General features: G+C 73.2%; 21 protein-coding genes and 1 pseudogene. 19 read left to right on the forward strand and 3 right to left on the reverse strand.

Features of this window, described 5'->3' with window-relative positions; genetic code table 11:
• Nucleotides 1-4 precede the first annotated feature (4 nt).
• The 8 genes from AB0H83_RS36295 (at nt 5) to AB0H83_RS36330 (ending at nt 10282) form a co-directional block, all read left to right on the forward strand.
• Complete coding sequence (locus tag AB0H83_RS36295; RefSeq protein ID WP_360103144.1) at nt 5-1966, forward strand: TIGR03960 family B12-binding radical SAM protein; 1962 nt, start codon at nt 5-7, stop codon at nt 1964-1966.
• The gene (locus tag AB0H83_RS36300) at nt 1959-2762 is read left to right on the forward strand and encodes a TIGR03936 family radical SAM-associated protein (RefSeq protein ID WP_360103145.1); all 804 of its coding nucleotides are present in this window, start codon (nt 1959-1961) and stop codon (nt 2760-2762) included. The genes AB0H83_RS36295 and AB0H83_RS36300 overlap by 8 nt, the downstream gene beginning before the upstream one ends.
• Nucleotides 2763-2891: 129 nt before the next feature.
• Entirely contained in the window at nt 2892-5882 is a 2991-nt protein-coding gene (locus AB0H83_RS36305) for an Rne/Rng family ribonuclease (protein ID WP_360103147.1), read from the forward strand.
• Nucleotides 5883-6006: 124 nt separating this feature from the next.
• A complete protein-coding gene (gene rplU / locus AB0H83_RS36310; protein WP_033365478.1) occupies nt 6007-6321 on the forward strand; it encodes a 50S ribosomal protein L21 in 315 nt (104 codons plus the stop codon).
• 10 nt (nt 6322-6331) lie between these two features.
• Entirely contained in the window at nt 6332-6589 is a 258-nt protein-coding gene (rpmA, locus tag AB0H83_RS36315) for a 50S ribosomal protein L27 (protein ID WP_033365480.1), read from the forward strand.
• 80 nt (nt 6590-6669) lie between these two features.
• The gene (gene obgE / locus AB0H83_RS36320; RefSeq protein WP_360103150.1) at nt 6670-8124 is read left to right on the forward strand and encodes a GTPase ObgE; all 1455 of its coding nucleotides are present in this window, start codon (nt 6670-6672) and stop codon (nt 8122-8124) included.
• Nucleotides 8125-8193: 69 nt separating this feature from the next.
• Entirely contained in the window at nt 8194-9117 is a 924-nt protein-coding gene (locus AB0H83_RS36325) for a GNAT family N-acetyltransferase (RefSeq protein WP_360103151.1), read from the forward strand.
• A 16-nt stretch (nt 9118-9133) separates the two neighbouring features.
• Nucleotides 9134-10282 (forward strand): hypothetical protein, encoded by a 1149-nt coding sequence (locus AB0H83_RS36330; protein WP_360103153.1) that lies wholly within the window; start codon nt 9134-9136, stop codon nt 10280-10282.
• On the opposite strand, the gene trpS is transcribed toward AB0H83_RS36330, so the two are convergent.
• The gene (trpS, locus tag AB0H83_RS36335) at nt 10215-11246 is read right to left on the reverse strand and encodes a tryptophan--tRNA ligase (RefSeq protein ID WP_360103155.1); all 1032 of its coding nucleotides are present in this window, start codon (nt 11244-11246) and stop codon (nt 10215-10217) included. The genes AB0H83_RS36330 and trpS overlap by 68 nt on opposite strands.
• Before the next feature lie 301 nt (nt 11247-11547).
• Here trpS and AB0H83_RS36340 point away from each other — a divergent pair, with 301 nt between their 5' ends.
• Together AB0H83_RS36340 and AB0H83_RS36345 are read left to right on the forward strand one after the other, a co-directional pair.
• Nucleotides 11548-11736 carry a hypothetical protein gene (locus AB0H83_RS36340; RefSeq protein WP_360103157.1) on the forward strand — a complete coding sequence of 63 codons (189 nt, stop codon included), beginning with the start codon at nt 11548-11550 and terminating at the stop codon, nt 11734-11736.
• Entirely contained in the window at nt 11733-12245 is a 513-nt protein-coding gene (locus tag AB0H83_RS36345) for a hypothetical protein (protein WP_360103159.1), read from the forward strand. The genes AB0H83_RS36340 and AB0H83_RS36345 overlap by 4 nt, the downstream gene beginning before the upstream one ends.
• Nucleotides 12246-12306: 61 nt before the next feature.
• On the opposite strand, the gene AB0H83_RS36350 is transcribed toward AB0H83_RS36345, so the two are convergent.
• Nucleotides 12307-12525: a DUF397 domain-containing protein gene (locus AB0H83_RS36350; RefSeq protein ID WP_033365485.1), complete on the reverse strand. Its 219-nt coding sequence runs from the start codon at nt 12523-12525 to the stop codon at nt 12307-12309.
• Nucleotides 12526-12610: 85 nt separating this feature from the next.
• Here AB0H83_RS36350 and nadD point away from each other — a divergent pair, with 85 nt between their 5' ends.
• From nadD to AB0H83_RS36395, 9 genes and pseudogenes are all read left to right on the forward strand, one after another.
• Complete coding sequence (gene nadD / locus AB0H83_RS36355) at nt 12611-13204, forward strand: nicotinate-nucleotide adenylyltransferase (protein ID WP_360103161.1); 594 nt, start codon at nt 12611-12613, stop codon at nt 13202-13204.
• 80 nt (nt 13205-13284) lie between these two features.
• Complete coding sequence (rsfS, locus tag AB0H83_RS36360) at nt 13285-13668, forward strand: ribosome silencing factor (RefSeq protein ID WP_033365487.1); 384 nt, start codon at nt 13285-13287, stop codon at nt 13666-13668.
• A 28-nt stretch (nt 13669-13696) separates the two neighbouring features.
• On the forward strand, nt 13697-14296 hold the full coding sequence (locus AB0H83_RS36365) for a histidine phosphatase family protein (RefSeq protein ID WP_360103164.1): 600 nt from the start codon (nt 13697-13699) through the stop codon (nt 14294-14296).
• 41 nt (nt 14297-14337) lie between these two features.
• A complete protein-coding gene (locus AB0H83_RS36370; protein ID WP_360103166.1) occupies nt 14338-14742 on the forward strand; it encodes a hypothetical protein in 405 nt (134 codons plus the stop codon).
• A 17-nt stretch (nt 14743-14759) separates the two neighbouring features.
• Nucleotides 14760-15635 carry a DegV family protein gene (locus AB0H83_RS36375; RefSeq protein ID WP_360103168.1) on the forward strand — a complete coding sequence of 292 codons (876 nt, stop codon included), beginning with the start codon at nt 14760-14762 and terminating at the stop codon, nt 15633-15635.
• A 92-nt stretch (nt 15636-15727) separates the two neighbouring features.
• Nucleotides 15728-16480, forward strand: coding sequence for a ComEA family DNA-binding protein (locus AB0H83_RS36380; RefSeq protein WP_360103170.1), 753 nt, complete (start codon nt 15728-15730; stop codon nt 16478-16480).
• Entirely contained in the window at nt 16477-18789 is a 2313-nt protein-coding gene (locus AB0H83_RS36385; protein ID WP_360103172.1) for a ComEC/Rec2 family competence protein, read from the forward strand. Before AB0H83_RS36380 ends, AB0H83_RS36385 begins: the two co-directional genes overlap by 4 nt.
• A gap of 4 nt (nt 18790-18793) precedes the next feature.
• Nucleotides 18794-19777: a DNA polymerase III subunit delta gene (gene holA / locus AB0H83_RS36390; RefSeq protein ID WP_360103174.1), complete on the forward strand. Its 984-nt coding sequence runs from the start codon at nt 18794-18796 to the stop codon at nt 19775-19777.
• Nucleotides 19774-19986, forward strand: a pseudogene (locus AB0H83_RS36395) (hypothetical protein); the annotation flags it as partial. The gene holA and the pseudogene AB0H83_RS36395, both read left to right, overlap by 4 nt.
• Before the next feature lie 3176 nt (nt 19987-23162).
• Here AB0H83_RS36395 and rpsT read toward each other — a convergent pair.
• Complete coding sequence (gene rpsT, locus AB0H83_RS36400; protein WP_033365494.1) at nt 23163-23429, reverse strand: 30S ribosomal protein S20; 267 nt, start codon at nt 23427-23429, stop codon at nt 23163-23165.
• Nucleotides 23430-23542 lie beyond the last annotated feature (113 nt).

Genomic DNA, 23542 nt, shown 5'->3' on the forward strand with positions numbered 1-23542 from the left:
GCTCGTGAGCGTCAGGAGCGTCTTCCCGCAACTCGAGCGTCTGCTGCCCCGGATCAGCAAGCCGATCCAATACGTGGGCGGTGAGCTCGGTGCGGTCGTCAAGGACTGGGACTCCGCCACCGTGCGGTGGGCCCTGTCCTACCCCGACGCCTATGAGGTCGGCCTGCCCAACCAGGGCGTCCAGATCCTCTACGAGGTGCTCAACGAGCAGCCCGACGTGCTCGCCGAGCGCACCTACGCGGTCTGGCCCGACCTGGAGGCGCTCATGCGCGCCGAGGGCGTGCCGCAGTTCACCGTGGAGGCGCACCGCCCGGTGACGGCGTTCGACCTGTTCGGCATCTCCTTCGCCACCGAGCTCGGCTACACCAACATGCTGACAATGCTCGACCTGGCCGGGATCCCGCTGGACTCCCGCGACCGGGACGAGCGGCACCCAGTCGTGATCGCCGGCGGGCACGCCGCGTTCAACCCGGAGCCGATCGCCGACTTCATCGACGCCGCCGTGCTCGGCGACGGCGAGGAGGCGGTGCTGGAGATCACCGCCATCGTGCGGCAGTGGAAGGGTGAGGGCTCGCCCGGCGGCCGCGACGAGCTGCTGCTGCGCCTGGCCCGCACCGAGTCGGTCTACGTGCCGCGCTTCTACGACGTGGACTACCTGCCCGACGGGCGCATCCAGCGGGTCGTGCCCAACCGGGCGGACGTGCCGTTCCGGGTGCACAAGCGCACCACGATGGACCTGGACGCGTGGCCGTACCCGAAGCGGCCCCTGGTGCCGCTCGCCGAGACGGTGCATGAGCGCTACGCGGTGGAGATCTTCCGCGGCTGCACCCGTGGCTGCCGCTTCTGCCAGGCGGGCATGATCACCCGCCCGGTGCGGGAGCGGTCCATCACCACGGTGGGGCAGATGGTGCAGGAGGGGCTCGAGTTCTCCGGCTTCCACGAGGTCGGGCTGCTGTCGCTGTCCTCCGCGGACCACTCGGAGATCGGTGACATGTGCTCGGGCCTCGCCCAGCAGTACGAGGGCACCAACGTCTCGCTGTCGCTGCCCTCGACGCGGGTCGACGCGTTCAACGTGACCCTCGCCCAGGAGTTGGCCCGCAACGGCCGCCGCACCGGCCTGACGTTCGCGCCGGAGGGCGGCTCGGAGCGGATCCGCAAGGTGATCAACAAGATGGTCACCGAGGAGGACCTGATCCGCACGGTCGTCACGGCGTACAGCAACGGCTGGCGGCAGGTGAAGCTGTACTTCATGTGCGGCCTGCCGACCGAGACCGACGACGACGTGCTGCAGATCGCCAATCTGGCGCACGAGGTCATCCGGGCCGGCCGGGAGGCCACCGGCTCGCGCGACATCCGCTGCACGGTGTCGATCGGCGGGTTCGTGCCGAAGCCGCACACCCCGTTCCAGTGGGCGAAGATGGAGACCCCGGAGGTCATCGACCACCGGCTGCGGGCGCTGAAGCAGGCGATCAACAGCGACCGCAGCCTCGGCAAGGCGATCGGCTACCGCTACCACGACGGCCAGCCCTCGCTGATCGAGGGCCTGCTCAGCCGGGGTGACCGGCGGGTCGGCGCGGTCATCCGGCGGGTCTGGCAGGACGGTGGCCGCTTCGACGGCTGGTCGGAGCACTTCTCCTACCAGCGCTGGGTCGACGCCGCTGCGGCGGTGCTGCCGGGCTACGGCGTGGACCTGGACTGGTTCACCACCCGCGAGCGCGACCAGAACGAGGTCCTGCCGTGGGACCACCTCGACTCCGGCCTGGACAAGGACTGGCTCTGGCAGGACTGGCAGGACTCGCTCACCGGGTTCGAGCAGGACGACTGCCGCTGGACGCCGTGCTTCGACTGCGGTGTGTGCCCGAGCCAGGACACCGAGATCCAGATCGGCCCCACCGGCAAGCAGCTGCTGCCGCTGACCCCGGTCGGCGTGGGGCTGCGCACACCCAAGGTGCACCAGCATGGCTAAGCGGCAGCCGGAGGGTGGCCAGGACCCGGTCGTGCAGCGGATCCGGCTGCGCTACGCCAAGCGCGGCCCGATGCGGTTCACCTCACACCGTGACTTCGCTCGCGCCTTCGAGCGGGCGCTGCTGCGCGCCAACGTGCCGATCGCCTACTCGCAGGGCTTCACCCCGCACCCGAAGGTCTCCTACGCCTCGGCGGCGCCGACCGGCGTGGCCAGCGAGGCCGAGTACCTGGAGATCGGCCTGCGGGCAGTGGTGGACCCCGGCGAGCTGCGCGCCGCCCTCGACGCGGCGCTGTCACCCGGCCTCGACGTGATCGAGGCCGTACAGTCCCCGCTCAACGGCGGGGGCAGCCTCGCCGACCGCATCGACGCGTCGTCCTGGCGCATCGAGCTGCCCGGCATCGCGCCGGACGGCGCGCAGGCGGCGGTCCGGGCCTTCCTGGACGCCCCTGAGGTGCTCGTGGAGCGGCTCACCAAACAGGGCAAGCGGGTCTTCGACACCCGCGCGGCCGTCGTCCGGCTGGCCGTCGCCGAGGTCGCTGCGACCCCCGGTGACACACCTTCCGAGGTCACCGACGCACCGTGTGCGATACTCGACCTTGTCGTGCGGCAGGGAACCCCGACCGTGCGACCCGACGACGTGCTGTCCGGTCTGCGTGTGGTAGCCGACCTGGAGCCTCCGGTCCCGCCTCGTGCGACCCGACTGGCTCAGGGCGTGCTGACCGCGCAGGGAGAGTTCGTCGATCCGCTCGATGCGGATCGGCCGGCGGTCGTCGTCGGGGCTTCGTCACTGGTGTAGTCGGCGAAGTTGGCAGACTTTCGGCGGATCGTCCGTGTGAGCGGATACCTCCGCCGGCACAACATATAGGTGCCCCCGTGTGGCTGCGTTTGGACGCGCCCGGGAGCGCCAGAACTGGAGAACGTCCGCATGTTCGACAACGAGTCGGCAAGCGGCGAGGCAACCGGCGACGAGCCGGTGGCAGACGCCGCTACCACCGAAGAGACCACCACCCCCGCGCGCCGCACGCGGCGCCGCGCCACCAAGGCGACCGCCGCGCCGGCCGAGCCGCAGGACGCCGCCCCTGACCTGGCTTCCGCCGCGGAGGCCGCGCCCGCTGCGGCGGCCCCCGGTGCGGACCTCGCGCCGGCTTCCGCTGCGGATGCCGGGCCGGCCTCCGGGGCGGACGCCGCGCCGGTCGAGGAGGCGGCGCCCGTCCGGCGGACCCGCCGCAGAGCGGTGAAGGCGGCACCGAGCGACGAAACCGGCGAATTGGGCGAGTCCGGGCAGCAGGCGCTGCCGCTGGAGACCGAGGAGCCCGCCGCCGCGCCGGTCAAGGCCACCCGCACCCGCCGCCGGGCCACCAAGGCCGCGCCGGAGCCAGAGCCCGAGCCGCTGCCGGAGGCGGTCGCTCCCGCCGAGGAGCCGGTCGCGGAGGTCCTCGAGGAGGCCGAGGAGGCCGAGGAGGCCGCGGTCGTCGCCGAGGAGCCGGTCGCGCCCGTCGAGGAGGTCGAGGAGCCGGTCGCGGAGCCGCCTGCCCGCCGGGGGCGCCGGGCCGCGCCGATCCAGGTGCTGTTCATGCCGCCGAGCGAGGAGGTCGAGCCGCCGGTCCGCCCGGCCGCCACCGCCGTGCCCGCGTCGGCGTCCGGGATCGACCCGTTCGCCCCGCCGGCCCCCGCCCTGACCTCCGACTACGCCGACGACCTGGGCGACGAGCTCGCCGAGGAGCCGGTCGGCCGCAGCCGCCGTCGCAGGGGTCGCCGCGCGGCCGAGGACGCGCCGGCCGCCGACGTGGTCCGCTCCGACGCGCCGGTCGAGACCGACGAGGTCGACGCCGAGACCGACGAGGACGAGGACGACGACGAGTTCGAGCCCGGCACCCGCCGCCGCCGGCGGCGTGGCCGCCGTGGCCGTGGCCGTGGCCGTGGCACGCTCGGCGAGGACGCCGACGACATCGACGGCGAGGCCGAGACCGACGGCGAGGGCGAGGAGGCCGCGGCCGACGAGGACGCCGAGGCGGCCGACGACGGCGACGAGGACGGCGAGGGCCTGACCCGCCGCCGGCGCCGCCGCCGGCGCAAGGGCTCCGCGGACACCGAGCCGGCCGACGACCCGCACGTCGTGGTGAAGATCCGCGAGCCGCGCCCGGCCGCCCGTGAGCGCGACCGCGACGAGGTGCAGGGCATCTCCGGCTCGACCCGCCTGGAGGCCAAGCGCCAGCGCCGCCGCGACGGCCGTGAGCAGCGCCGCACCCGCCCGCCGATCCTGTCGGAGTCGGAGTTCCTGGCCCGCCGCGAGGCGGTCGACCGCACGATGGTGATCCGCCAGAAGAACGACCGCACCCAGATCGCGGTCCTGGAGGACAAGGTGCTCGTCGAGCACTACGTCACCCGGGCCTCGTCCAGCTCGATGGTCGGCAACGTGTACCTGGGCCGCGTGCAGAACGTGCTGCCCAGCATGGAGGCGGCCTTCGTCGACATCGGCCGGGGGCGCAACGCGGTGCTCTACGCCGGCGAGGTCAACTGGGACGCGACCGGGCTGGAGGGCCGCACCCGCTCCATCGAGCAGGCCCTGAAGTCCGGCGACTCGGTGCTGGTGCAGGTGACCAAGGACCCGATCGGCACCAAGGGCGCCCGGCTGACCAGCCACATCGCGCTGTCCGGCCGGCACCTGGTGTACGTGCCGCACGGCAACGCCTCCGGCATCAGCCGCAAGCTGTCCGACATCGAGCGCAAGCGCCTGCGCGACGTGCTGAAGAACCTGGTGCCCGACGGCGCCGGCGTGATCGTGCGCACCGCGGCCGAGGGCGCGAGCGAGGACGACCTGGCCCGCGACGTGAAGCGGCTGCAGGCGCAGTGGGAGGCGATCCAGGAGAAGTCCGGCAGCAGCAGCGCGCCGGCCCTGCTCTACGAGGAGCCCGAGCTGGTCGTGCGGGTCGTGCGTGACCTGTTCAACGAGGACTTCCGCGAGCTGGTCATCCAGGGCAACGACGCCTACGAGTCGGTGGAGCCCTACCTCTCGCACGTGTCGCCGGACCTGGTCGACCGCGTGCGCCGGTACACCGGCGTCAACGACGCCTTCGCCGACCTGCGCATCGACGAGCAGCTGATCAAGGCCCTCGACCGGCGGGTGTTCCTGCCCTCCGGCGGCAGCCTCGTCATCGACCGCACCGAGGCGATGACCGTCATCGACGTCAACACCGGCAAGTACACCGGTGCCGGCGGCAACCTCGAGGAGACGGTCACCCGCAACAACCTCGAGGCGGCCGAGGAGATCGTCCACCAGCTGCGCCTGCGCGACCTGGGCGGCATCATCGTCATCGACTTCATCGACATGGTCCTGGAGTCCAACCGCGACCTGGTGCTGCGCCGGCTGACCGAGTGCCTGGGCCGGGACCGGACCAAGCACCAGGTCACCGAGATCACCTCGCTGGGCCTGGTCCAGATGACCCGCAAGCGGGTCGGCCAGGGCCTGCTGGAGGCCTTCAGCGAGACCTGCGAGGTGTGCAAGGGTCGCGGCCTGATCATCCACACCGAGCCGATCCCGGAGAAGCGTGGCAGCGGCGGTGGCGGCGGTGGGAACGCCGGCACCAACGGGCACAGCCCGGCGGCGAAGGTGGCCGCGGCCACCGTCACCAGCGGTGTGGACGAGTCCGACGTGCAGCCGGCCCGCAGCGGCCGCCGGCGCGGGCGCCGCGGCGGTGCGGCGGTGGCCGAGGAGGAGACCACCTCCACCGAGGTCGAGACCGACACCGTCGACGTGCCGCACACGGTCGAGGACGTCGAGGAGGAGGCGGAGTTCACGCCGATCGCCTCCGAGGACGACCCTGACAACATCGACGAGGACGAGGACGAGGCGGCCGGCAACGGTGCCCGCCGCCGGACCCGCCGGGGTGGTCTGCGCAGGCGGACCCGCCCCTGATTTGGGGGGTGCGCCACCGATGGCGTACCCTTTTCAAGGCGCACCTTCGTGCGCCGGGTCTTTGTGTGCTCTTCACGGCAGCAGATGACCAACCGCCAGTAGCTACGACAGGAGTCCGCGTCCGATGTACGCGATCGTCAAGACCGGCGGCAAGCAGTACAAGGTCGCCGAGGGCGATGTGATCGAGGTCGAGAAGCTCGCGGGCCAGCCTGGCGACTCCCTGTCGCTCGCGGCGGTGCTGCTTGTCGACGGCGAAGATCTCATCACCGACGCGGCGAAGCTTGCCAGCGCCGCGGTGACCGCTGAGGTCGTCGCGCACACCAAGGGTCCGAAGATCCGGATCCACAAGTTCAAGAACAAGACCGGCTACCACAAGCGCCAGGGTCACCGCCAGCCGCTGACCCAGGTGAAGGTCACCGGCATCTCCACCGGGAAGTAGGGGCAGCGCGATGGCACATAAAAAAGGTGCGTCCAGCTCGCGGAACGGGCGCGACTCCGCTGCCCAGCGGCTCGGCGTGAAGCGGTTCGGCGGCCAGCTGGTCAACGCCGGCGAGATCATCATCCGGCAGCGCGGCACCAAGTTCCACCCGGGTGACCTGGTGGGTCGCGGTGGCGACGACACGCTGTTCGCGCTCGCCGCGGGCCACGTGCTGTTCGGCACCAAGCGTGGCCGCAAGACGGTCAGCATCACCCCAGCCGCAGGCTGAAGTTTCTTTTCCGGACGGCGGGCCGGGGGCATATACGCTCCCAGCCCGCCGTTCGTGTTGGTGAGTGAGGGGATCAAGTCGTGACCACGTTCGTTGACCGGGCCGTGCTGCACGTGAAGGCCGGCGACGGTGGCCACGGCTGCGTGTCCATCCATCGCGAGAAGTTCAAGCCGTTCGGCGGGCCCGACGGCGGCGACGGCGGCCACGGCGGCAGCGTCAAGCTGGTCGTCGACCCCGGCGTGCACACGCTGCTGGACTTCCATTTCCACCCGCACCAGAAGGGCGGCAACGGCGCCGGCGGCGCGGGCAACGACCGCGACGGCGCCAACGGCCAGACGCTGGTCCTGCGGGTGCCGGACGGCACCGTGGTGCTCAGCATGGACGGCGAGGTCCTCGCGGACCTGATCGGCGAGGGCACCGAGTTCGAGCTGGCCCGCGGCGGACGCGGCGGCCGGGGCAACGCGGCGCTGGCCAATACCCGCCGCAAGGCGCCCGGCTTCGCCGAGCTCGGTGAGCCCGGCGAGGAGACCAACGTCGTCCTGGAGCTCAAGAGCGTTGCCGACGTCGGCCTGGTCGGCTTCCCGTCGGCCGGCAAGTCGTCGCTGATCTCGGTCATCTCGGCGGCCCGGCCGAAGATCGCCGACTACCCGTTCACCACGCTGGTGCCCAACCTCGGCGTCGTGCAGGCGGGCGACAACACGTTCACCGTCGCCGACGTGCCCGGCCTCATCCCGGGCGCGGCCACCGGCAAGGGCCTGGGCCTGGAGTTCCTGCGGCACATCGAGCGCACCGCGGTGCTGGTCCACGTGGTCGACACGGCCGCGCTGGAGACCGAGCGTGATCCGGTCTCCGACATCGACGCGATCGAGGCGGAGCTGGCCGCCTACGGCGGGCTGGAGGACCGGCCGCGGCTCGTTGCGCTCAACAAGATCGACGTGCCGGACGGCCGCGACCTCGCCGACATCATGCGCGAGGAGCTCGAGGAGCGCGGCTATCGGGTGTACCCGGTGAGCGCGGTCACCCACGAAGGGCTTCGCGAGCTCGTGTTCGCCATGTCCGAGCTGGTGCTGGAGCAGCGCAAGCTGGCCCCGCCGCCGGAGCGCACCCGCATCGTGATCCGGCCGGTCGCCGTCGACGACAGCGGCTTCACGATCACCCAGGACGCCGAGGGCGTCTTCGTGGTCAGCGGCGGCGCGCCCGAGCGGTGGGTGCGCCAGACCAACTTCGACAACGACGAGGCCGTCGGCTATCTTGCCGACCGGCTCGCCCGGCTCGGTGTCGAGGATGCGCTCAAGAAGGCCGGCGCGGTCTCCGGATCGCCGGTTCGTATTGGCGTCCGTGAATTCGATTGGCAGCCGAACTCGTACACCGCCGACGATTACGTGCCGGGCAACCGGGGCACCGACCACCGCATCGAGGAGCCCAGCAAGCGGGTGCGGGCCTCGGAGCGCAAGGCCATGCGGGGTGCCCGCCGCCAGCCGTACGAGACGCTGGAACTTTCATCCTCCGACAAGGAAGACCCCGACGAATTTTGACCCGCGGCGCAACGAAATTCGCTGGTCAGGTGAAACATCCGGGAAATCCGGGTTGCGTACCGTCTTCCCATGTTGATCGAGCAACGTCCATCGGACGACTCGGAAGTGATCGCGCTTGTGGTCGATCAGCAGGTCGAACTGCGGGCGCGGGACGGCGGCCGCGACGGCCACGTCTACGCGGTCAACCCGGCGGCGAGGTACCTCGTTGCGGTCATGGGTGGTGACGCGGTCGCCTGTGGCGCGCTGCTCGCCGCCGACATGGACGTCGCAGAGATCACCCGGCTCTACGTGCGTCCGGCCTACCGGGGCCGCGGACTGGCCCGGCGGATGCTCGCCGCGCTGGAGGACTTCGCCGCCTCGCGGGGGCACCGCGTGCTGCGGCTGGAGACCGGGGTGACCTCGTCCGACGCCATCGCCCTGTTCCTCGCCGCGGGGTACCGGCCGATCCCGCGGTTCGGCGTCTACGTGCGGTACGAAAGCAGCCGCTGCTTCGAGAAGCGCTTCGACGACGCCGACCGCGAGGTGCGGGTGACCCGTCGCAGCGCGGGTGACCCGGCCGTCGTGGACCTGCTCGCGGCGGCCGCCGACGAGATGGCCCACCGTTACGGCGGGCCCGACGCGCGCCGTTTCCCGGTCAACCCGGCGGCCCGGTTCGTGGTCGCCACCGTCGACGGCGTCGGCGCCGGGTGCGGCGCGATCCAGCCGCTGGACGACCAGACCGTCGAACTCAAGCGGATGTACGTGCGCCCCGCGCACCGCGGCGCCGGCATCGCCCGGCGGGTCCTCGCCGCGCTGGAGGACCTCGCGGTCGGCTCGCACTACCCGCTGATCCGGCTGGAGACGGGTACCCGACAGCCGGAAGCGATCCGTTTGTACGAATCAGCCGGTTACCGACCGATACCACCCTATGGGCCGTACGTACACAGTCCGCTCAGCCTGTGCTACGAAAAACTCGTTATTGCCACGGAGGCCATCGCGTCCGAGCTCGCGTGAGGCTAATGTCTGGTCGGTGGGCATCCTCGAGCGGCTGACCCGACCGGCCCGATCACCACGTGAGCGCTTCGCCGATCAGGTGCTGGCAGAGCTGCGCAGGCTCGGTGTCCGTGACGCGGAGTTCCGCCCGACCCAGTTCGCCATCGTCTGTGAGTGCGGCCAGGACGCGTACAGCTGGCTCTTCCTGGCCAAGGCGTTCAGCCAGTACCAGCGCCGGCCGGGCGACCGCAAGCAGTTCGTGCGCGACTTCGTGGCCAACAGCCTGGCGCCGCCGGCCCAGCCCGAGACGTTCGACGAGGCGCTGCCGAAGCTCCGCCTCGCGCTGCGGCACGCCGCCCGCGGCACCCGCACGCTGCGCCGCCCCGCACTGCCGCACCTCGACGAGGTCGTGCTCGTCGATGACGTCCCGGTCGACCTGGACAGCCCGGCCCGCTGGGGCGTCAGCGTCGAGGAGATCTTCACCGCCGCGCACGACCACACCCTGGCCCGCGCCGAGCTGCCGGCCAGCGCCGCCCTCTTCGGCCCGTCGGTGCTGCACGTGCCCGACTACTCCGGCGAGCACCTCGTGTCCTGGGTGCTGCTGGACGGCTGGCTGGCCGAGCTCGACGAGCAGGTCGGCGGGCGGGCCGTGGCGTTCCTGCCGAGCACGCTGATGCTGCTCGTGTGCGCCGACGAGCCCCGCCTGGTCGAGCAGCTGTTCGAGCTCGCCGCCGACGAGTACGCGCGCACCCCGCGGCCGCTGTCGCCGATGGCGTACACCACCGACGACGACGGCCACGTGGTGCCCTTCGATCCTGCGCCCGGCCACCCGGCGTTCCTCGCCGCGGCCAAGGCCCGCCGCCGGCTCGCCACCGACGTGGCGGAGCACCAGCGGCGGACCCTGGCCGATCCGCGCCTGGCCGACTGCACCCTGACCGCCCGCCCCGACGGCTCCACGTTCACCACCGCCGTCTGGGCGGTCGGCTCGCCGACGCTGCTGCCCGCCGTCGACTTCGTCGGCGTGTCGCTGCCGGGGGAGCGGGTGTTCTACGTGCCGTGGGCGTTGATGGTCGAGGCCGACCTGCTCACCGAGGAGATTGACTTCCGGCCGGCCCGCTTCAGTGCGGTCGACCGGCCGTCGCCGGCGTCGCTGGGGTACCTGCGGGAGCGCGCCGCCCACCTGTGAGGCCGAGTGCGAGCCTGGCCCGCTGCACGGTCGCGTCGGCGTGCCGGGCGGCCCGCTCCGCGCCGGCGGCCAGGATCTGCTCGACGTCGTCGTCGCCGAGCTCCTGGTAACGGCGCTGGATCGGTTCGAGGGTGGCGATCACAGCGTCCGCGACCGCCGACTTGAGCGTGCCGTACCCGGTGCCGCGGAAGTCGCCGGCGACGTCGGCCGGGTCGCGGTCGCTCAACGCACCCAGGATGTCGAGCAGGTTGGCCACGCCGGGGCGCTGCTGCGGGTCGTACCCCACCTCCGTGCCGGTGTCGGTCACCGCCCGCATCACCTTGCGCCGCAGTACGTCGGGCGGGTCGAGCAGGAACAACACGCCGGACGTCGAGGTGTTGGTCTTGCCCATCTTGCGGGTGGGGTCGGCGAGGTCGGCGATGCGCGCGGCGACCGCGGGGTGCACCGCGCGCGGCACCGTGAACGTCGGGCCGTAGCGCTCGTTGAACCGTTCCGCGAGGTCGCGGGTCAGCTCGACGTGCTGGCGCTGGTCGCGGCCGACCGGCACCTCCTCGATGTCGTGCAGCAGGATGTCGGCCGCCATCAGGACGGGGTACGTCAGCAGCGACAGCCGCGAGCCGCCACCGCCGCCCTTCTCCTTGAACTGGATCATGCGGTGCGCCTCGCCGTAGCTCGCCACGCATTCCAGCAGGTAGTGCAGTTCCAGGTGGGCGGCGACGTCGGACTGCCGGTACAGCAGGGCCTGCCCGGGGTCGATCCCGGCGGCCAGCAGCAGCCCGGCCACCTCGCGGGTGCGCGCCTGGACCAGGGCGGGGTCGTGCTGCACGGTCAGGGCGTGCAGGTCGGCGATGAACGCGACGGTGGGCTGCTCGTGCTGGCCGCGGACGACGGGTCTGATCGCGCCGACGTAGTTGCCGAGCTGCAGGTGGCCGGTGGGCTTGAAGCCGGAGATGCGACGGGACATTTCGGACTCCTCCAAGGATGTGCGTGGAGGCTCGGCCGATCCGGACATTTGACCCTGTTTTGACCACATGACAAAGGCCGCCCGGAACGGACGGCCTGGTGAGGGTGTGTCTGCGTGCGGCCGCCCCTTAGCGGGCGCGCCAGCTGGTCAGTCGGTGCAGCACGGTTTGTACCTTAGCAGGCTTTGCTGCGGGTCGTAATGTCCGAAAATGTCGGTCGGTCAGTGGCCCCCTCTCTGGCCCCTCCCAAGCGGCGGATTCAGGTGTTTGCTGGAGCGGAACGCCGATCGGGGAGGGCACGGCATGGACGAGATGACGGGGGCGGGCGTCGACGTGGAAGGGGACCGGCACTGGCTGCGGCTGAGCTGCCCGGGCTGCCGGGGCTGGCTGGGGGTGCCGGGCGAGGTGCCGCCGGGGGCGGCGGGACAGCTGGTGGCGCGGCGCATCGACGCGTTCGTGCAGCGGCACGTGGCGTGCGGGCGGGGGCGGTGACGATGCTGCGGCAGTTCCGCCTGACGGTCGCCGGGGCGCTGGACGACGAGCGGGCCGACGTGCTGTTCGACCGGGCCGGCGACCTGTGCGTGGAGGTGGTGCCCGCCGACGGGCTGGCCTGGGTGGCGTTCGACCGGGTCGCGCCGACACTGGTCGACGCGGTCGTGTCGGGGGTTCGTGACCTGGACGCGGCGGGGGTCGGCATCGCCGCGGCCGTGGCCGACGACCCGCTGGTCACGCTGGAGGTGATCGCGGCGCGGGCCGGCCGGCCGGTCGACGTCGTGCGCGGCTGGACCGGCGGCGGGTTCCCCGCCCCTGTCCGGGACCATCCGCGGCGGCCGGTCTACCACTGGCCGGACGTGTCGGCGTGGCTGGACCGGCACCGGGCGGTGCCGGCCGCCGGTGACCCGGCGGTGACCCTGGAGGCGGTCACGCTCGCGCTGCGGCTGCGCGCGCTGGCGCCCCGGCTCGAGCGGATGCCGCCGATCCGGTCGCTGCTCTATCCGTGATGCTGGTGGCCCCGGACGCCCGAGCGCTCGGGCGTCCGGGGCCGGGTCCTCGGCCGGCCGCTCAGACGTCGAATTCGCCGTCTTTGGCGCCGGCGACGAAGGCGTCCCACTCGTCCTGGGTGAAGACGAGCACGGGACTGTGCGGGTCGGCGCCGTTGCGCAGCCCGATCAGGTCGTCGACGAACGCCACCTCGACCCGGCTGCCGTGGCTCTCGCCGGGCGCTGAGCGCCAGACGGCACGGGAGCTGTCAAAGGCACCCTTGGGGTGCGACAACGTCATGGCCCTGAGGCTACACGGGGTCTCAGGGCCACGGAACGCAGGCACTCGTCCGGGCGACCGGCGAGCTGATCACTACGATGCCAGGATGCGCGTGGGCATCATGGGCGGGACGTTCGACCCGATCCACCACGGCCACCTGGTCGCCGCGAGCGAGGTGGCCGACCGGTTCAGGCTGGACCAGGTGGTGTTCGTGCCCACCGGCGACCCCTGGCAGAAGAGCGGTTCGGCGGTCAGCTCGCCCGAGGACCGCTACCTGATGACGGTCATCGCGACCGCGTCCAACCCGCGGTTCACGGTCAGCCGGGTCGACGTCGACCGGGTCGGCCCCACGTACACCGTCGACACGCTGCGTGACCTCCGCAAACGCTACGGTCCCTCGGCCGAGCTGTTCTTCATCACCGGCGCCGACGCGCTCAACAAGATCCTTTCCTGGAAGGACGCCCGGGACCTGTTCGGCCTCGCGCACTTCGTCGGCGTGACCCGGCCGGGGTTCGAGCTCGACGCCTCCCACCTGCCCGCCGACTCCGTCTCACTGGTGCAGGTGCCGGCCATGGCGATCTCGTCCACCGACTGCCGGCGCCGGGTCGAGAGCGGCAAACCGGTCTGGTACCTGGTTCCCGACGGCGTGGTGCAATACATCGCTAAGCGAGGTTTGTACCGAAAAGTCGACAACATCTGAGAGGCAGACTGTCGTACCGGCGTGAGAGGCTAGAACGAGCCCGGCGCAGCAGGCCGGGGCAGACCGACGAAGGGAGCCCGGTGCCCGCGACTGAGCGTGCCATCGAGCTGGCGCTCACCGCTGCACAGGCGGCCGCCGACAAGAAGGCTGAAGACATCGTCATCCTGGACGTCGCCGACCAGCTGGTCATCACCGACGCGTTCCTGGTCGCCTCGGCGCCCAACGAGCGGCAGGTCCTGTCGATCGTCGACGCCATCGAGGAGCGACTCGCGCAGCTGCCCGAGAAGGCGAAACCGGTGCGTCGCGAAGGTGAGCGGGGCGGACGCTGGGTCCTGCTGGACTACGTCGACATCGTCGTGCACGTGCAGCACAGCGAGGAGCGGGAGTTCTACCAGCTCGACCGGCTGTGGAAGGACTGCCCGGTCATCGAGTTCGTCGACCGCGACCTGCCCGCCCCCGCGTGACCGCCGCGCGGCCGCACGGAGGTCCTGCGTGACCCGGCTGATCCTGTGGCGGCACGGGCAGACCGCCTGGAATGCCGGCGGCCGGGTGCAGGGACAGATCGACACCCCGCTGTCCGAGACCGGGCTGGCCCAGGCGGCCGCCGCCGCGCCGCGGCTCGCCGCACTTGAGCCCGCCGTGCTCGTCACCAGCGACCTGCGCCGCGCCAGCACCACCATGGCCGCGCTCGCCGCGCTCCTCGACGTGCCGGTCACCGCCGATCAGCGGCTGCGTGAGCGCAGCTTCGGCGAGTGGGAGGGCCTCACCCACACCGAGATCAATGCCACCTGGCCGGACGCGTTCGAGCGGTGGCGGCGCGGTGAGCCCGTCGACGACGCCGACGTCGAGGAGATCGACGCGCTGAGCAAGCGGATGACCGACGCGCTGCAGGAAATCGTGGCCGCGGCACCGCCCGGCGCGACCATCGTCGTCGCGACCCACGGCGCCGCGGCCCGGCACGGCACCTGCGCGCTGCTCGGCTGGCCGCAGGCGCTCGCCTCGACCCTCGGCGCGCTGCACAACTGCCACTCCACCGACCTGCGCTTCGACGAGACCCGCGGGTGGCAACTCGCCGGTCATAACCTGCCATGACCGGGTGGAACCGGGCGGGTGGCGGTAGCGTCGAAAGGGTTATGGCGATCCGCTCTGTGCTCCTGTTCGCCGCCGTCGCGTCGCTGCTCGGCGGCTGCGCCGCGGCGTCCGACAACGCGGCCGCGCCCTCGGCGGCGCCGACGCTGTCGCCGGTGCCCTCCCAGGTCTCCGTCGTGCCCGCCCCGTCCCGGCCGGCCGCCGCCCCGACGAGCGGCTCCAGAGCGGGCGCGTCCGGGATGAGCGTCTCCGGCGAGGTCGTCGAGGGGGTCGAGGCCGGCTGCCTGCTGCTGCAGACCCCCGGCACGCTCTACCTGCTCATCGGCGGCGACCGGGCCGCGCTGCAGGTCGGCAAGCGGGTCACCGTCGTCGGCACCCCGCAGCCCGGCCTGATGAGCACCTGCCAGCAGGGCACCCCGTTCCAGGTGGTCTCGGTCAGGAGCAGCTGATCGGCTACGGTGCCGTCATGACCGGCTCACACCACGCCGTTGCCGTTGTCACCGACTCGACCGCCTGCCTGCCGCCCGACCTGGCCAACGACCCGGCCCGGCGGCTCACCGTCGTGCCGCTCGCCGTCGTGGTCAACGGCGTCCCCGGCCTCGAGACCATCGACGTGGACTCCGCCACGGTCGCCGAGGCCCTCAATGCCCGCCGCGTCTCCGTCACCACCTCCCGGCCCTCCCCGGAGGCCTTCGCCGTCGTGTACCGGCAACTGCTCGACGCCGGCGCGCCGGCCGTGCTGTCGGTGCACCTGTCGGCGAAGCTGTCCGGCACCTACGACGCCGCCGTGCTGGCCGCGGCCGAGTTCGACGGTGCCGTGTCCGTCGTCGACACCCAGTCCACGGGGATGGGGCTGGGCTTCCCGGCGCTCGCGGCCGCGTCGGCGGCAGCTTCCGGCGCGGGGCTGGACGAGGTGCGGCAGGCGGCGCTCGACGCCGTGGACCGCACCTCGACGCTGTTCTACGTCGACACCCTGGAGTTCCTGCGCCGGGGCGGGCGGATCGGGGCGGCGGCGGCGCTGCTGGGCACCGCCTTGTCGGTGAAGCCGATCCTGCACACCACCGACCAGGGGGTGGTCGTGCGGGAGAAGGTCCGTACGTCGAGCCGGGCCCTGGCGCGCCTGGTCGACATGGCCGACGAGGCGGCGGGGTCGTCGGTGGTGGACGTCGCGGTGCACCACCTGGCGGCGCCGGACCGGGCGGACGCGCTGCTGACGACGTTGAAGGAGCGGCTCGGGGAGCGGCTGCGGGGGGCGTACCTGACGGAGGTCGGCGCGGTCGTCGGCGCGCATGTGGGGCCGGGGACGGTGGCCGTGGTGGTGCACGCGGTGCAGCTTCGCTGATCTTGGTGGGTTTTCCACAAGCGGGTCGTTGTCCACAGGACGGGCGTCGCGCCGGGGCGTGCCGACGGTGTCCGGTCCTAGCGTGACCGGGCATGAGGCGCAGTGCTGCAGACGACGAGACGCAGGCCGCGGGGCGGCTGGCCAGGGTGGTCGGCCTGCCGCCGGACCCGTATCCCTGGGACGGGTCGTTCCCGGCTGAGACCGACCCGACGGCCCTCTCCACGGGGACCGTCGGCGGCGGCGCGCGGTCATGGCTCACGGCGGTCGACCCCGGCCGGCGGGGCGTGCGGGTCCTGGCGGTCGTCGCCGCGCTGGTCGTGCTCGGCGCGGCCTTCCTCGCGTGGCGGTCCCGGCCGCAGGTCACCCCGGCGCCACCGGCCACCGCGGTCTCCGCCGCCCTGCCCCCGTCCAGCAGCGCCCCGAACCGGCTGATCGTGTCCGTCAACGGCAAGGTCCAGCGGCCCGGGTTGGTCGAGCTGCCGGCTGGTGCCCGCGTCGCCGACGCCATCGCCGCCGCCGGCGGGGCGTTGCCCGGCACCGACCTCAGCGGCCTCAACCTGGCCCGCAAGGTCGTCGACGGCGAGATGATCGCGGTCGGTGTCCCGGCGCCGGCCGGGGCCGCGCCGCCCGGCTCAGGTGGCGGCTCAGGTGGCGGCCTCGTCAACCTCAACACCGCCACCGTCACCGAGCTCCAGACGCTGCCCGGCATCGGTGCGGTCCTCGCCCAGCGCATCGTCGAATACCGCGACCGCCACGGCGGCTTCCGCGCCGTCACCGACCTGCGGCAGGTCGAGGGCATCGGCGACGCGAAGTTCCAGCAGCTCAGAGACCGGGTGACGGTGTGAGCACCGACCTGCGCCTGGCGGGTGCCGCGACCGGCTGCTGGCTGACCGCCCTGAGCTGCCTGTTCTGCCCTGCCTGGGCATGCTGGGCGGTGGGTCTGGGCGCAGTGGCCCTCGCCGCGCTGTGGGCCAGGCTCCCCGCGCGGGCGCTGCACCCGACGCGGTGGGTGGTCGTCGCGGCGCTGCTCGGCATCGCCTGCGGCGCCGTCGCCACGGCCGCGCGTGTCGGCGAGCGCGACGCCGAGCCACTCGCCGGCCTGGCCGCGGGGCACCGCACCGTGCAGCTCGGACTGCGCATCTCCGACGACCCGCGGCTGGGCCGCTCGACGGCCGGGCGGGCGCCCACCGTCGTCGTGCCGGCCCGGCTGGCCTGGCTGCGTACGCCCGACGGGACCAGCGTCCGGCTCGCGGCGCGGGTGCTCGTCCTCGCCAGTGACCGGGGCTGGCTGGGGCTGCTGCCGGGGCAGCGGGTCGAGGCGACCGGCCGGCTGTCCCCGTCCCGCGGCGGGGACCTGCGCGCCGCGATCATCTCCGTGCCGGACGCGCCCGCCCGGGTGGAGGCCGCGCCGCTCGCACAGCGGGCGGCCGGCACCCTGCGCGCCGGCCTGCAACGCGCCTGCCTGCCATTGCCGGCGGAGCCGGGAGGGCTGCTGCCGGGGCTCGTCGTCGGCGACACGAGCCGGCTCGACCAGCAGCTCGCCGAGGATTTCCGTGCCACCGGCCTCACCCACCTGACCGCCGTCTCCGGCGCGAACCTGGCGATCGTGGTCGGCCTGGTGCTGATGCTCGCCCGCTGGTGCCGGGCCGGGCCGAAGCTCGCCGCGCTGATCTGCGTGCTGGCGCTCGTCGGGTTCGTCGTGCTGGTCCGCCCGTCGCCGAGCGTGCTGCGGGCCGCCGCGATGGGCGGGCTGGCCCTCGTCGCGCTCGCCCTCGGGCGGCCCAGGGCCGTGCTGCCGTCCCTCGCCACCGGTGTCCTCGTGCTCGTCGTGGCCGATCCGGAGCTGGCGGTCGACGCCGGGTTCGCGCTGTCCGTCCTGGCCACCGGCGGCCTGGTGCTGCTGGCGCCGCGGTGGGCGCAGGCGCTGCAGGCCCGGGGCTGGCCGGCGTTCGCGGCCGAGGCGGTGTGCGTGCCGGCCGCGGCGCAGGCGGCCTGCGCGCCGGTGATCGCGGGCATCTCCGGCGGCGTCAGCCTCACCACGATCCCGGCCAACCTGCTCGCCGCGCCCGCCGTCGCGCCGGCCACCGTCCTGGGCGTCCTCACCGCGGTCGCCTCGCCCGTGCTGCCCGAGGCGGCGCAGTTCACCGCCTGGTTGGCGGCCTGGCCGGCGCGCTGGCTCGTCACCATCGCCCACCACGGCGCCGCCGTCCCCGACGGCGTGCTGCCCTGGCCGGGCGGCACGTTCGGCGGGGCGCTGCTCGGTGGGCTGCTCGCCGTGCTGCTCGTCGCGTCCCGCCGGAGGGTGGTGCGGCGCGTCGTCCTGGCCGTGGCCGTCGGCTCGGTGCTCGGCGCGGTGCCGGTGCGGTTGCTCACGGGCGGCTGGCCGCCGCCAGGCTGGCTCGTCGTCGCCTGCGACGTCGGGCAGGGCGACGCCCTCGTCGTGGCCGCCGGCGAGCACGACGCCGTCGTCGTCGACGCCGGGCCGCAGGCCGACCCCGTCGACCGCTGCCTGCGTGACCTCGGCGTGCGGCGGGTACCGCTGCTGGTCATCAGCCATTTCCACGCCGATCACATCGGCGGCCTCGACGGCGTGCTGCGCCGGCGGCGCGTCGAGGGGCTGCTCGTGCCGCCGTTCGCCGAGCCGGTCGCGGGCCGTGGCGCCGTGCTCGACCGGGGGATCGCCGCCCTCGACGCGCCGGCCGGCACCACGCTCACCGTCGGCCCGGTCGGGCTGACCGTCCTCGGCCCGGCGCTGAAGGTGACCGGCACGCGATCCGACGTCAACAACAATTCGCTGGTCATCGCGGTCACCGTCGGCGAGATCCGGCTGCTGCTCACCGGCGACGCCGAGACCGAGGAGCAGGAGAGCCTGCTTGCCGCGCCGCTGCGCGCCGACGTGCTCAAGGTCCCGCACCACGGATCCGCGTATCAGGACCTGGCGTTCCTGGACGCGGTCGCGCCGAGGGTCGCCCTGATCAGCGTCGGCGCAGGCAACGACTACGGCCATCCCAGCGCGGGCGTGCTGGCCCGCCTCGGCCGCGGCGGCGCCCGGGTCGTGCGGACCGACCAGCACGGTGACCTCGCCGTCGTCCGCGACGCCACGGGCGGGCTCGCGGTCGTGGCGCACGGCAGGGTTTCTGTCGGTGGGGCGTGACACGATGGCTCGCGTGTCTGGTACTGGTCTGCCCCGCCTCCGCCTGGTGATCGGTGACGAGGAGCTGCTCGTCTCCCGTGCGATCACCGACACCATCGCCGCCGCCCGCGCCGCCGACCCCGACACCGAGGTCCACCGCCGCGCCGGCGGTGAGCTGCTCGCCGGTGAGCTCGCGGAGATGCTGAGCCCGTCGCTGTTCGGCGGCCGGCGGGTGCTCGTCGTCGACAGCGGGCAGGACGCCAAGAAGGACATCATCGCGGCGCTGCTCGCCTACGCCGCCGACCCCGAGGACGACGTCGTGCTCGTCGTCGCCCACGCCGGCGGCGCCAAGGGCAAGGCCCTGGCCGACGGGCTCAAGGCCGCGGGGGCCGACGTCGTGCCCGCGGCGAAGATCAGCAAGCACCGCGAGCGGGTCGACTTCGTGCGCAACGAGATCCGTCGCCAGGGCGGCAAGATCGGCGAGGACGCCGCCGAGGCGCTGCTCGGCGCCGTCGGCAACGATCTGCGTGAGCTGGTCGCCGCCTGCTCGCAGCTGGTCGCCGACACCGGCGGCCGCATCGACGTGAGCACCGTCGCGCAGTATTACCGCGGCCGTGCCGAGGTCTCCGGGTTCACCGTCGCCGACGCCGTCATGGTGGGCGACACGGCCGCCGCGCTGGAGGCCCTGCGGTGGGCGATGCACGTCGGCGTGGACCCCGTGCCGATCGCCGACGCCATCGCCGACGGGATCCGCACGGTCGCCCGCGTGGCCGCCGCCGGCAAGGGCAGCGCATATCAACTCGCCGGAAATTTGGGAATGCCTCCGTGGAAGGTCGAACGCGCGCAGCGCCAAGCCCGTGGCTGGACGGCCGAGGCGCTCGTTGATGCCATGCGAGTGGCGGCAGAGTGCAATGCCGCCGTCAAGGGTGGCTCGGACGACCGCGGCTATGCGCTCGAGCGGGCTGTGTTCGCAGTGGTCGCGGCGCGTGCTGGAGGAATAGGACGATGACGACGAGCAACGGTTTCGCCTCACAGGCGCCGCTGTATGTGCGTGCGCTGCGGCTTCGCCACCTGCACATCGGCGGATTCATCAGTTTCATGCTGTTCGAGTGCATGATCGCGGCCGGCGTGCTGCTGGCACTCGCCGAGTTGGTCAGCTGGTGGGCGGTGCCCGTCCTCCCGGCGGTCGTCGCGGTCATGGTCAAGGTCAACGACATGGCCATCGGCGGATCGAAGCGGGTCCGGGCCCAGACGCGTTCCGCCGCCCGGGGTTCATCCGAACGGGCGTCATCCACCCGGGTGGATCTCGCCGGCTATGACGACGAGCCCGTGTCCGCCACCCGGCGGACCACGACCGCGCTGGACCGGGCCGAGATGGCCCGCGGCGCCGGCAACTCGACCGGCACGGGTGCCGGCGCGGCGGCGCGTGCCGCCGGCCGCGACCCGTCCGGGTCCGGGATCTCGGTGACCGGCTCGGGCCGCGCGGCAGCGGGCAGCGTCGCCAGGTCCAGCCTCGCCGGCGCCGTCTCCGGTGCTCCCGGCACATCTGGTGGCGGCTCCGGTCGTGCCGGCTCGGCCGCTGCTGCCGATGGTGGTGCTGGTGGTGGTCTTGCCGGCGGTGGTCCGCGCGGCGGGGTCGGCGTGCGGCAGGGCGGGGCCCGGGGTGGCAGCGCTGCCGGCGGCGGCACGGGAGCAGGGAGTTCCAGCGGTGCTGGAAGCGGCACCGGAGCTGGCGCCGGCACCGGCACCGGCGCTGGCGGCGGGGCGGGGGCTGGCGGCGCGGGCACGCGCACGGCGACCCGGCAGGCGGCCAGCGAGCCACCGGCGCAGCGCAAGAAGGTCGGCGTCATCCGGATCTCGGTCCCGGCCCGCGACGGCGGCCCCCGCGGCGCCACCCGCCAGGCGGAGCCGTCGCCCAATACGGAGTACGGGATCTCGCCCGCCAGCGACGTCCCACCCGGCCAGCCCACCGCCGACACCGCCGTCCGCCGGCCCGTCCGCGACGGCGACACGGGGGTCCACCCTGCGTACCAGGAGGAGACGACCGGCTCGGGCCACGCTTTCCGTGTCGGTGATACCGGCTCCGGTCGTGCGTTCCGCGACGGTGACACCGGTTCCAGTCGCGCGTTCCGCGACGGTGACACGGGTTCGGGCCGGGCGCTCCAGGACGGTGACACCGGGGTGCACCCGGCGTTCCGCGTCGGCGAGGGCGGCGCACACGCGGCCTTCCACGGGGGCGACGACACTCACCGCCCTGACCTGCACGAGGGCGACACCGGCGTGCACACCGCCTACCGCGGCGTGGACACCACCCGCGGGACCCGCTTCCGCGACGACGAGACCGGCGCCGACGGCCGTCACGGCCGGACCGGCGAGCACGAGGGCTGGGACCAGCCGGCCGGCGGCGGCACGTGGCCGACCCGCACCGGCTGGGACGAGTCGACCCGGTCCGCGCAGGCCGGTCAGCACTGGGAGCGTTCCGGCGAGCACGCCCAGGACTGGCACCAGCCGGCGCAGCCCGGCCACGGCCACGACGACCAGACCACCGAGGTCTGGGACCGGGCCGGCCACGCTCAGGTTGGCTGGGGGCACGACCGCGGCCAGGACTGGGGGCAGGACGGCCAGCACGCCCACGGTTGGGGCCAGGACGGTCAGGCCGCCCAGCACTGGGACCAGCAGGGTCGTGCCCGCCAGGGAGGCCAGTTCGGTGAGGCCGGCCAGGTCGCTTACACCGATCAGGCCGACTACGCCGGCCAAGCTGACTACGCCGGCCAAGCTGACTACGCCGGCCAAGCTGACTACGCCGGCCAAGCTGACTACGCCGGGCGGGCCGACTACACCGGTCAAGCCGGCCAGGCCGGTTATGCCGACCAGGCTGGCTTCTCCGACCAGGCTGGTTTCTCCGGGCAGGCTGGCTATGTCGGGCAGGATGGGCCGGGCCGCGATGCGCAGGCCTGGGACCGCGAGGACGACGGGCAGAGCTGGGACCGGGCCGCGCCCGCCGGTTGGGAGCAGGGCGCCGGCTTCGAGCGGGAGGCGCAGGCCAGCTCTGGCCACTCGCAGGCTGGCTTCGGCCACTCGCAGGCTGGCGCCGGTCACTCGCAGGTCGGCTCCGGTTATGTGCAGGCCGGCTCGGGTCAGGCTGCCTGGGGTGACGACGGGCGGGCGCGGGACGCTGAGGAGGTCACCGACGGGCGCGGGCGTGGGATGCGGCAGAACGACGGTCAGTGGAGCGGGCACCCGGTCCGGGTCGAGCCGGGGTCGACCGGCGACACGAGGCAGGCGTGGGGCGAGGACACCGCCGCGGGCCGGGGCAGTGAGGCGGCCTGGGCCGGTCCGGCGAGCACCGGCGGCGGGCAGGCCAACTGGGGTGACGAGACCGTGTGGGGAGACCGGGCCGCTTGGACCGGGCGCGGCAGCGGGACGGCGGCGCACGGTGAGCCGGTGGACCCGTGGGCGGACTGGGACGACGAGACCGGCTGGGCGGACCAGGCGCAGTGGGGTGCCGCGCCCAACCGGGGTGCACAGACCGGCTGGGCCGCGGGACAGGCGGCGTGGAGCGGGTACGAGCCCGCCGCCGACGCCGACCCGAACGATCCGACCCGGCCCGTCGACAGCGGCCGCACCGGGAACCGGGACGCCACCGGTGGCCGGCACGCGCAGCGGCAGCCGGGTGGCCGGCGCAGGGCGGACGACACCGGGCACTTCCCGTCGGGGCAGTTCCAGTCGGGCCGGCACGCCGAGCGTCCATGGCGCGCCGACGACGACCTGACCAGGCAGCGGACCGGGGGGTTCAACCAGGGCCGCTTCGCCTGACGGCAGCGTGGGTCACGTCGGCCGGGGGCACCGGCTGCGGTGGCCGAGCTCTGGAGATGCGTCACCTGACCCGGGTGGTCCCGCTGTGGCCGGCTGGAGGACGGCCGCTGCGGTGTACGTGTCTGGGGACATAGATGATGAGCCGGAGGATCGTGGGGTGCTGGCCCCGGGTCCTCCGGCTCATCGGTGTTCAGAGAGGCGAAGCGCCCGGCGAGGCGGGGAGCGGCGCAGCGCTCGCCAGGGCACAGCGGCACAGCAGCGGTGCAGCAGCGGTGCAGCAGCACGGCGGCGGGATCAGGGCTGACTTCGTTGCGAGAGCGGGTGCCGTGCCTGCCGATGTGGGTGCACTCGGTGGACCACGGGTACAACCCGGTGGATTGCTGGAACCCGGTGGATCCCTGTTTGCCGGCGCACAGCGATCCACCGGGTTGTGCTTGCTGCAGGCAACGCGCGCTGGTCCGGCGGTGGAGGGTGAACTCGCGGCCAGAACCGCAGAGGGCGGCGGCGGGGTCAGGGCACAGCGAAAGCGCCGCCCGGGTGGGGCGGCGCTTTTCGGCAGTACGAGGTGTGGTGACCGCTCAGGCGGCCAGCGAGCCCAGCTTCTTGGTGATCGCCGACTTGCGGTTGGCGGCCTGGTTCTTGTGGATGACGCCCTTGCTGGCGGCCTGGTCCAGCTTGCGCGACGCGGCGCGGAGCAGCGTCGTGGCGGCCTCGGTGTCGCCGGCGGCGGTCGCCTCGTGGAATTTGCGGATCGCCGTCTTCAGCGACGACTTGACCGACTTGTTGCGCAGGCGGCGCTTCTCGTTCTGCCGGTTGCGCTTGATCTGGGACTTGATGTTCGCCACGCGACAGACCTCGTCTTGTTAGCTCGGGTTGGAAACGTTGAAGCGCAAGCAACAGGGACGCGTCACCGTGCGCGATGAATCAGGTTACCAGGTCCCCACCCGGCCAGCCAAAA

This window comes from Dactylosporangium sp. NPDC050688 (assembly GCF_040654515.1).
Taxonomy (GTDB): Bacteria; Actinomycetota; Actinomycetes; order Mycobacteriales; family Micromonosporaceae; genus Dactylosporangium.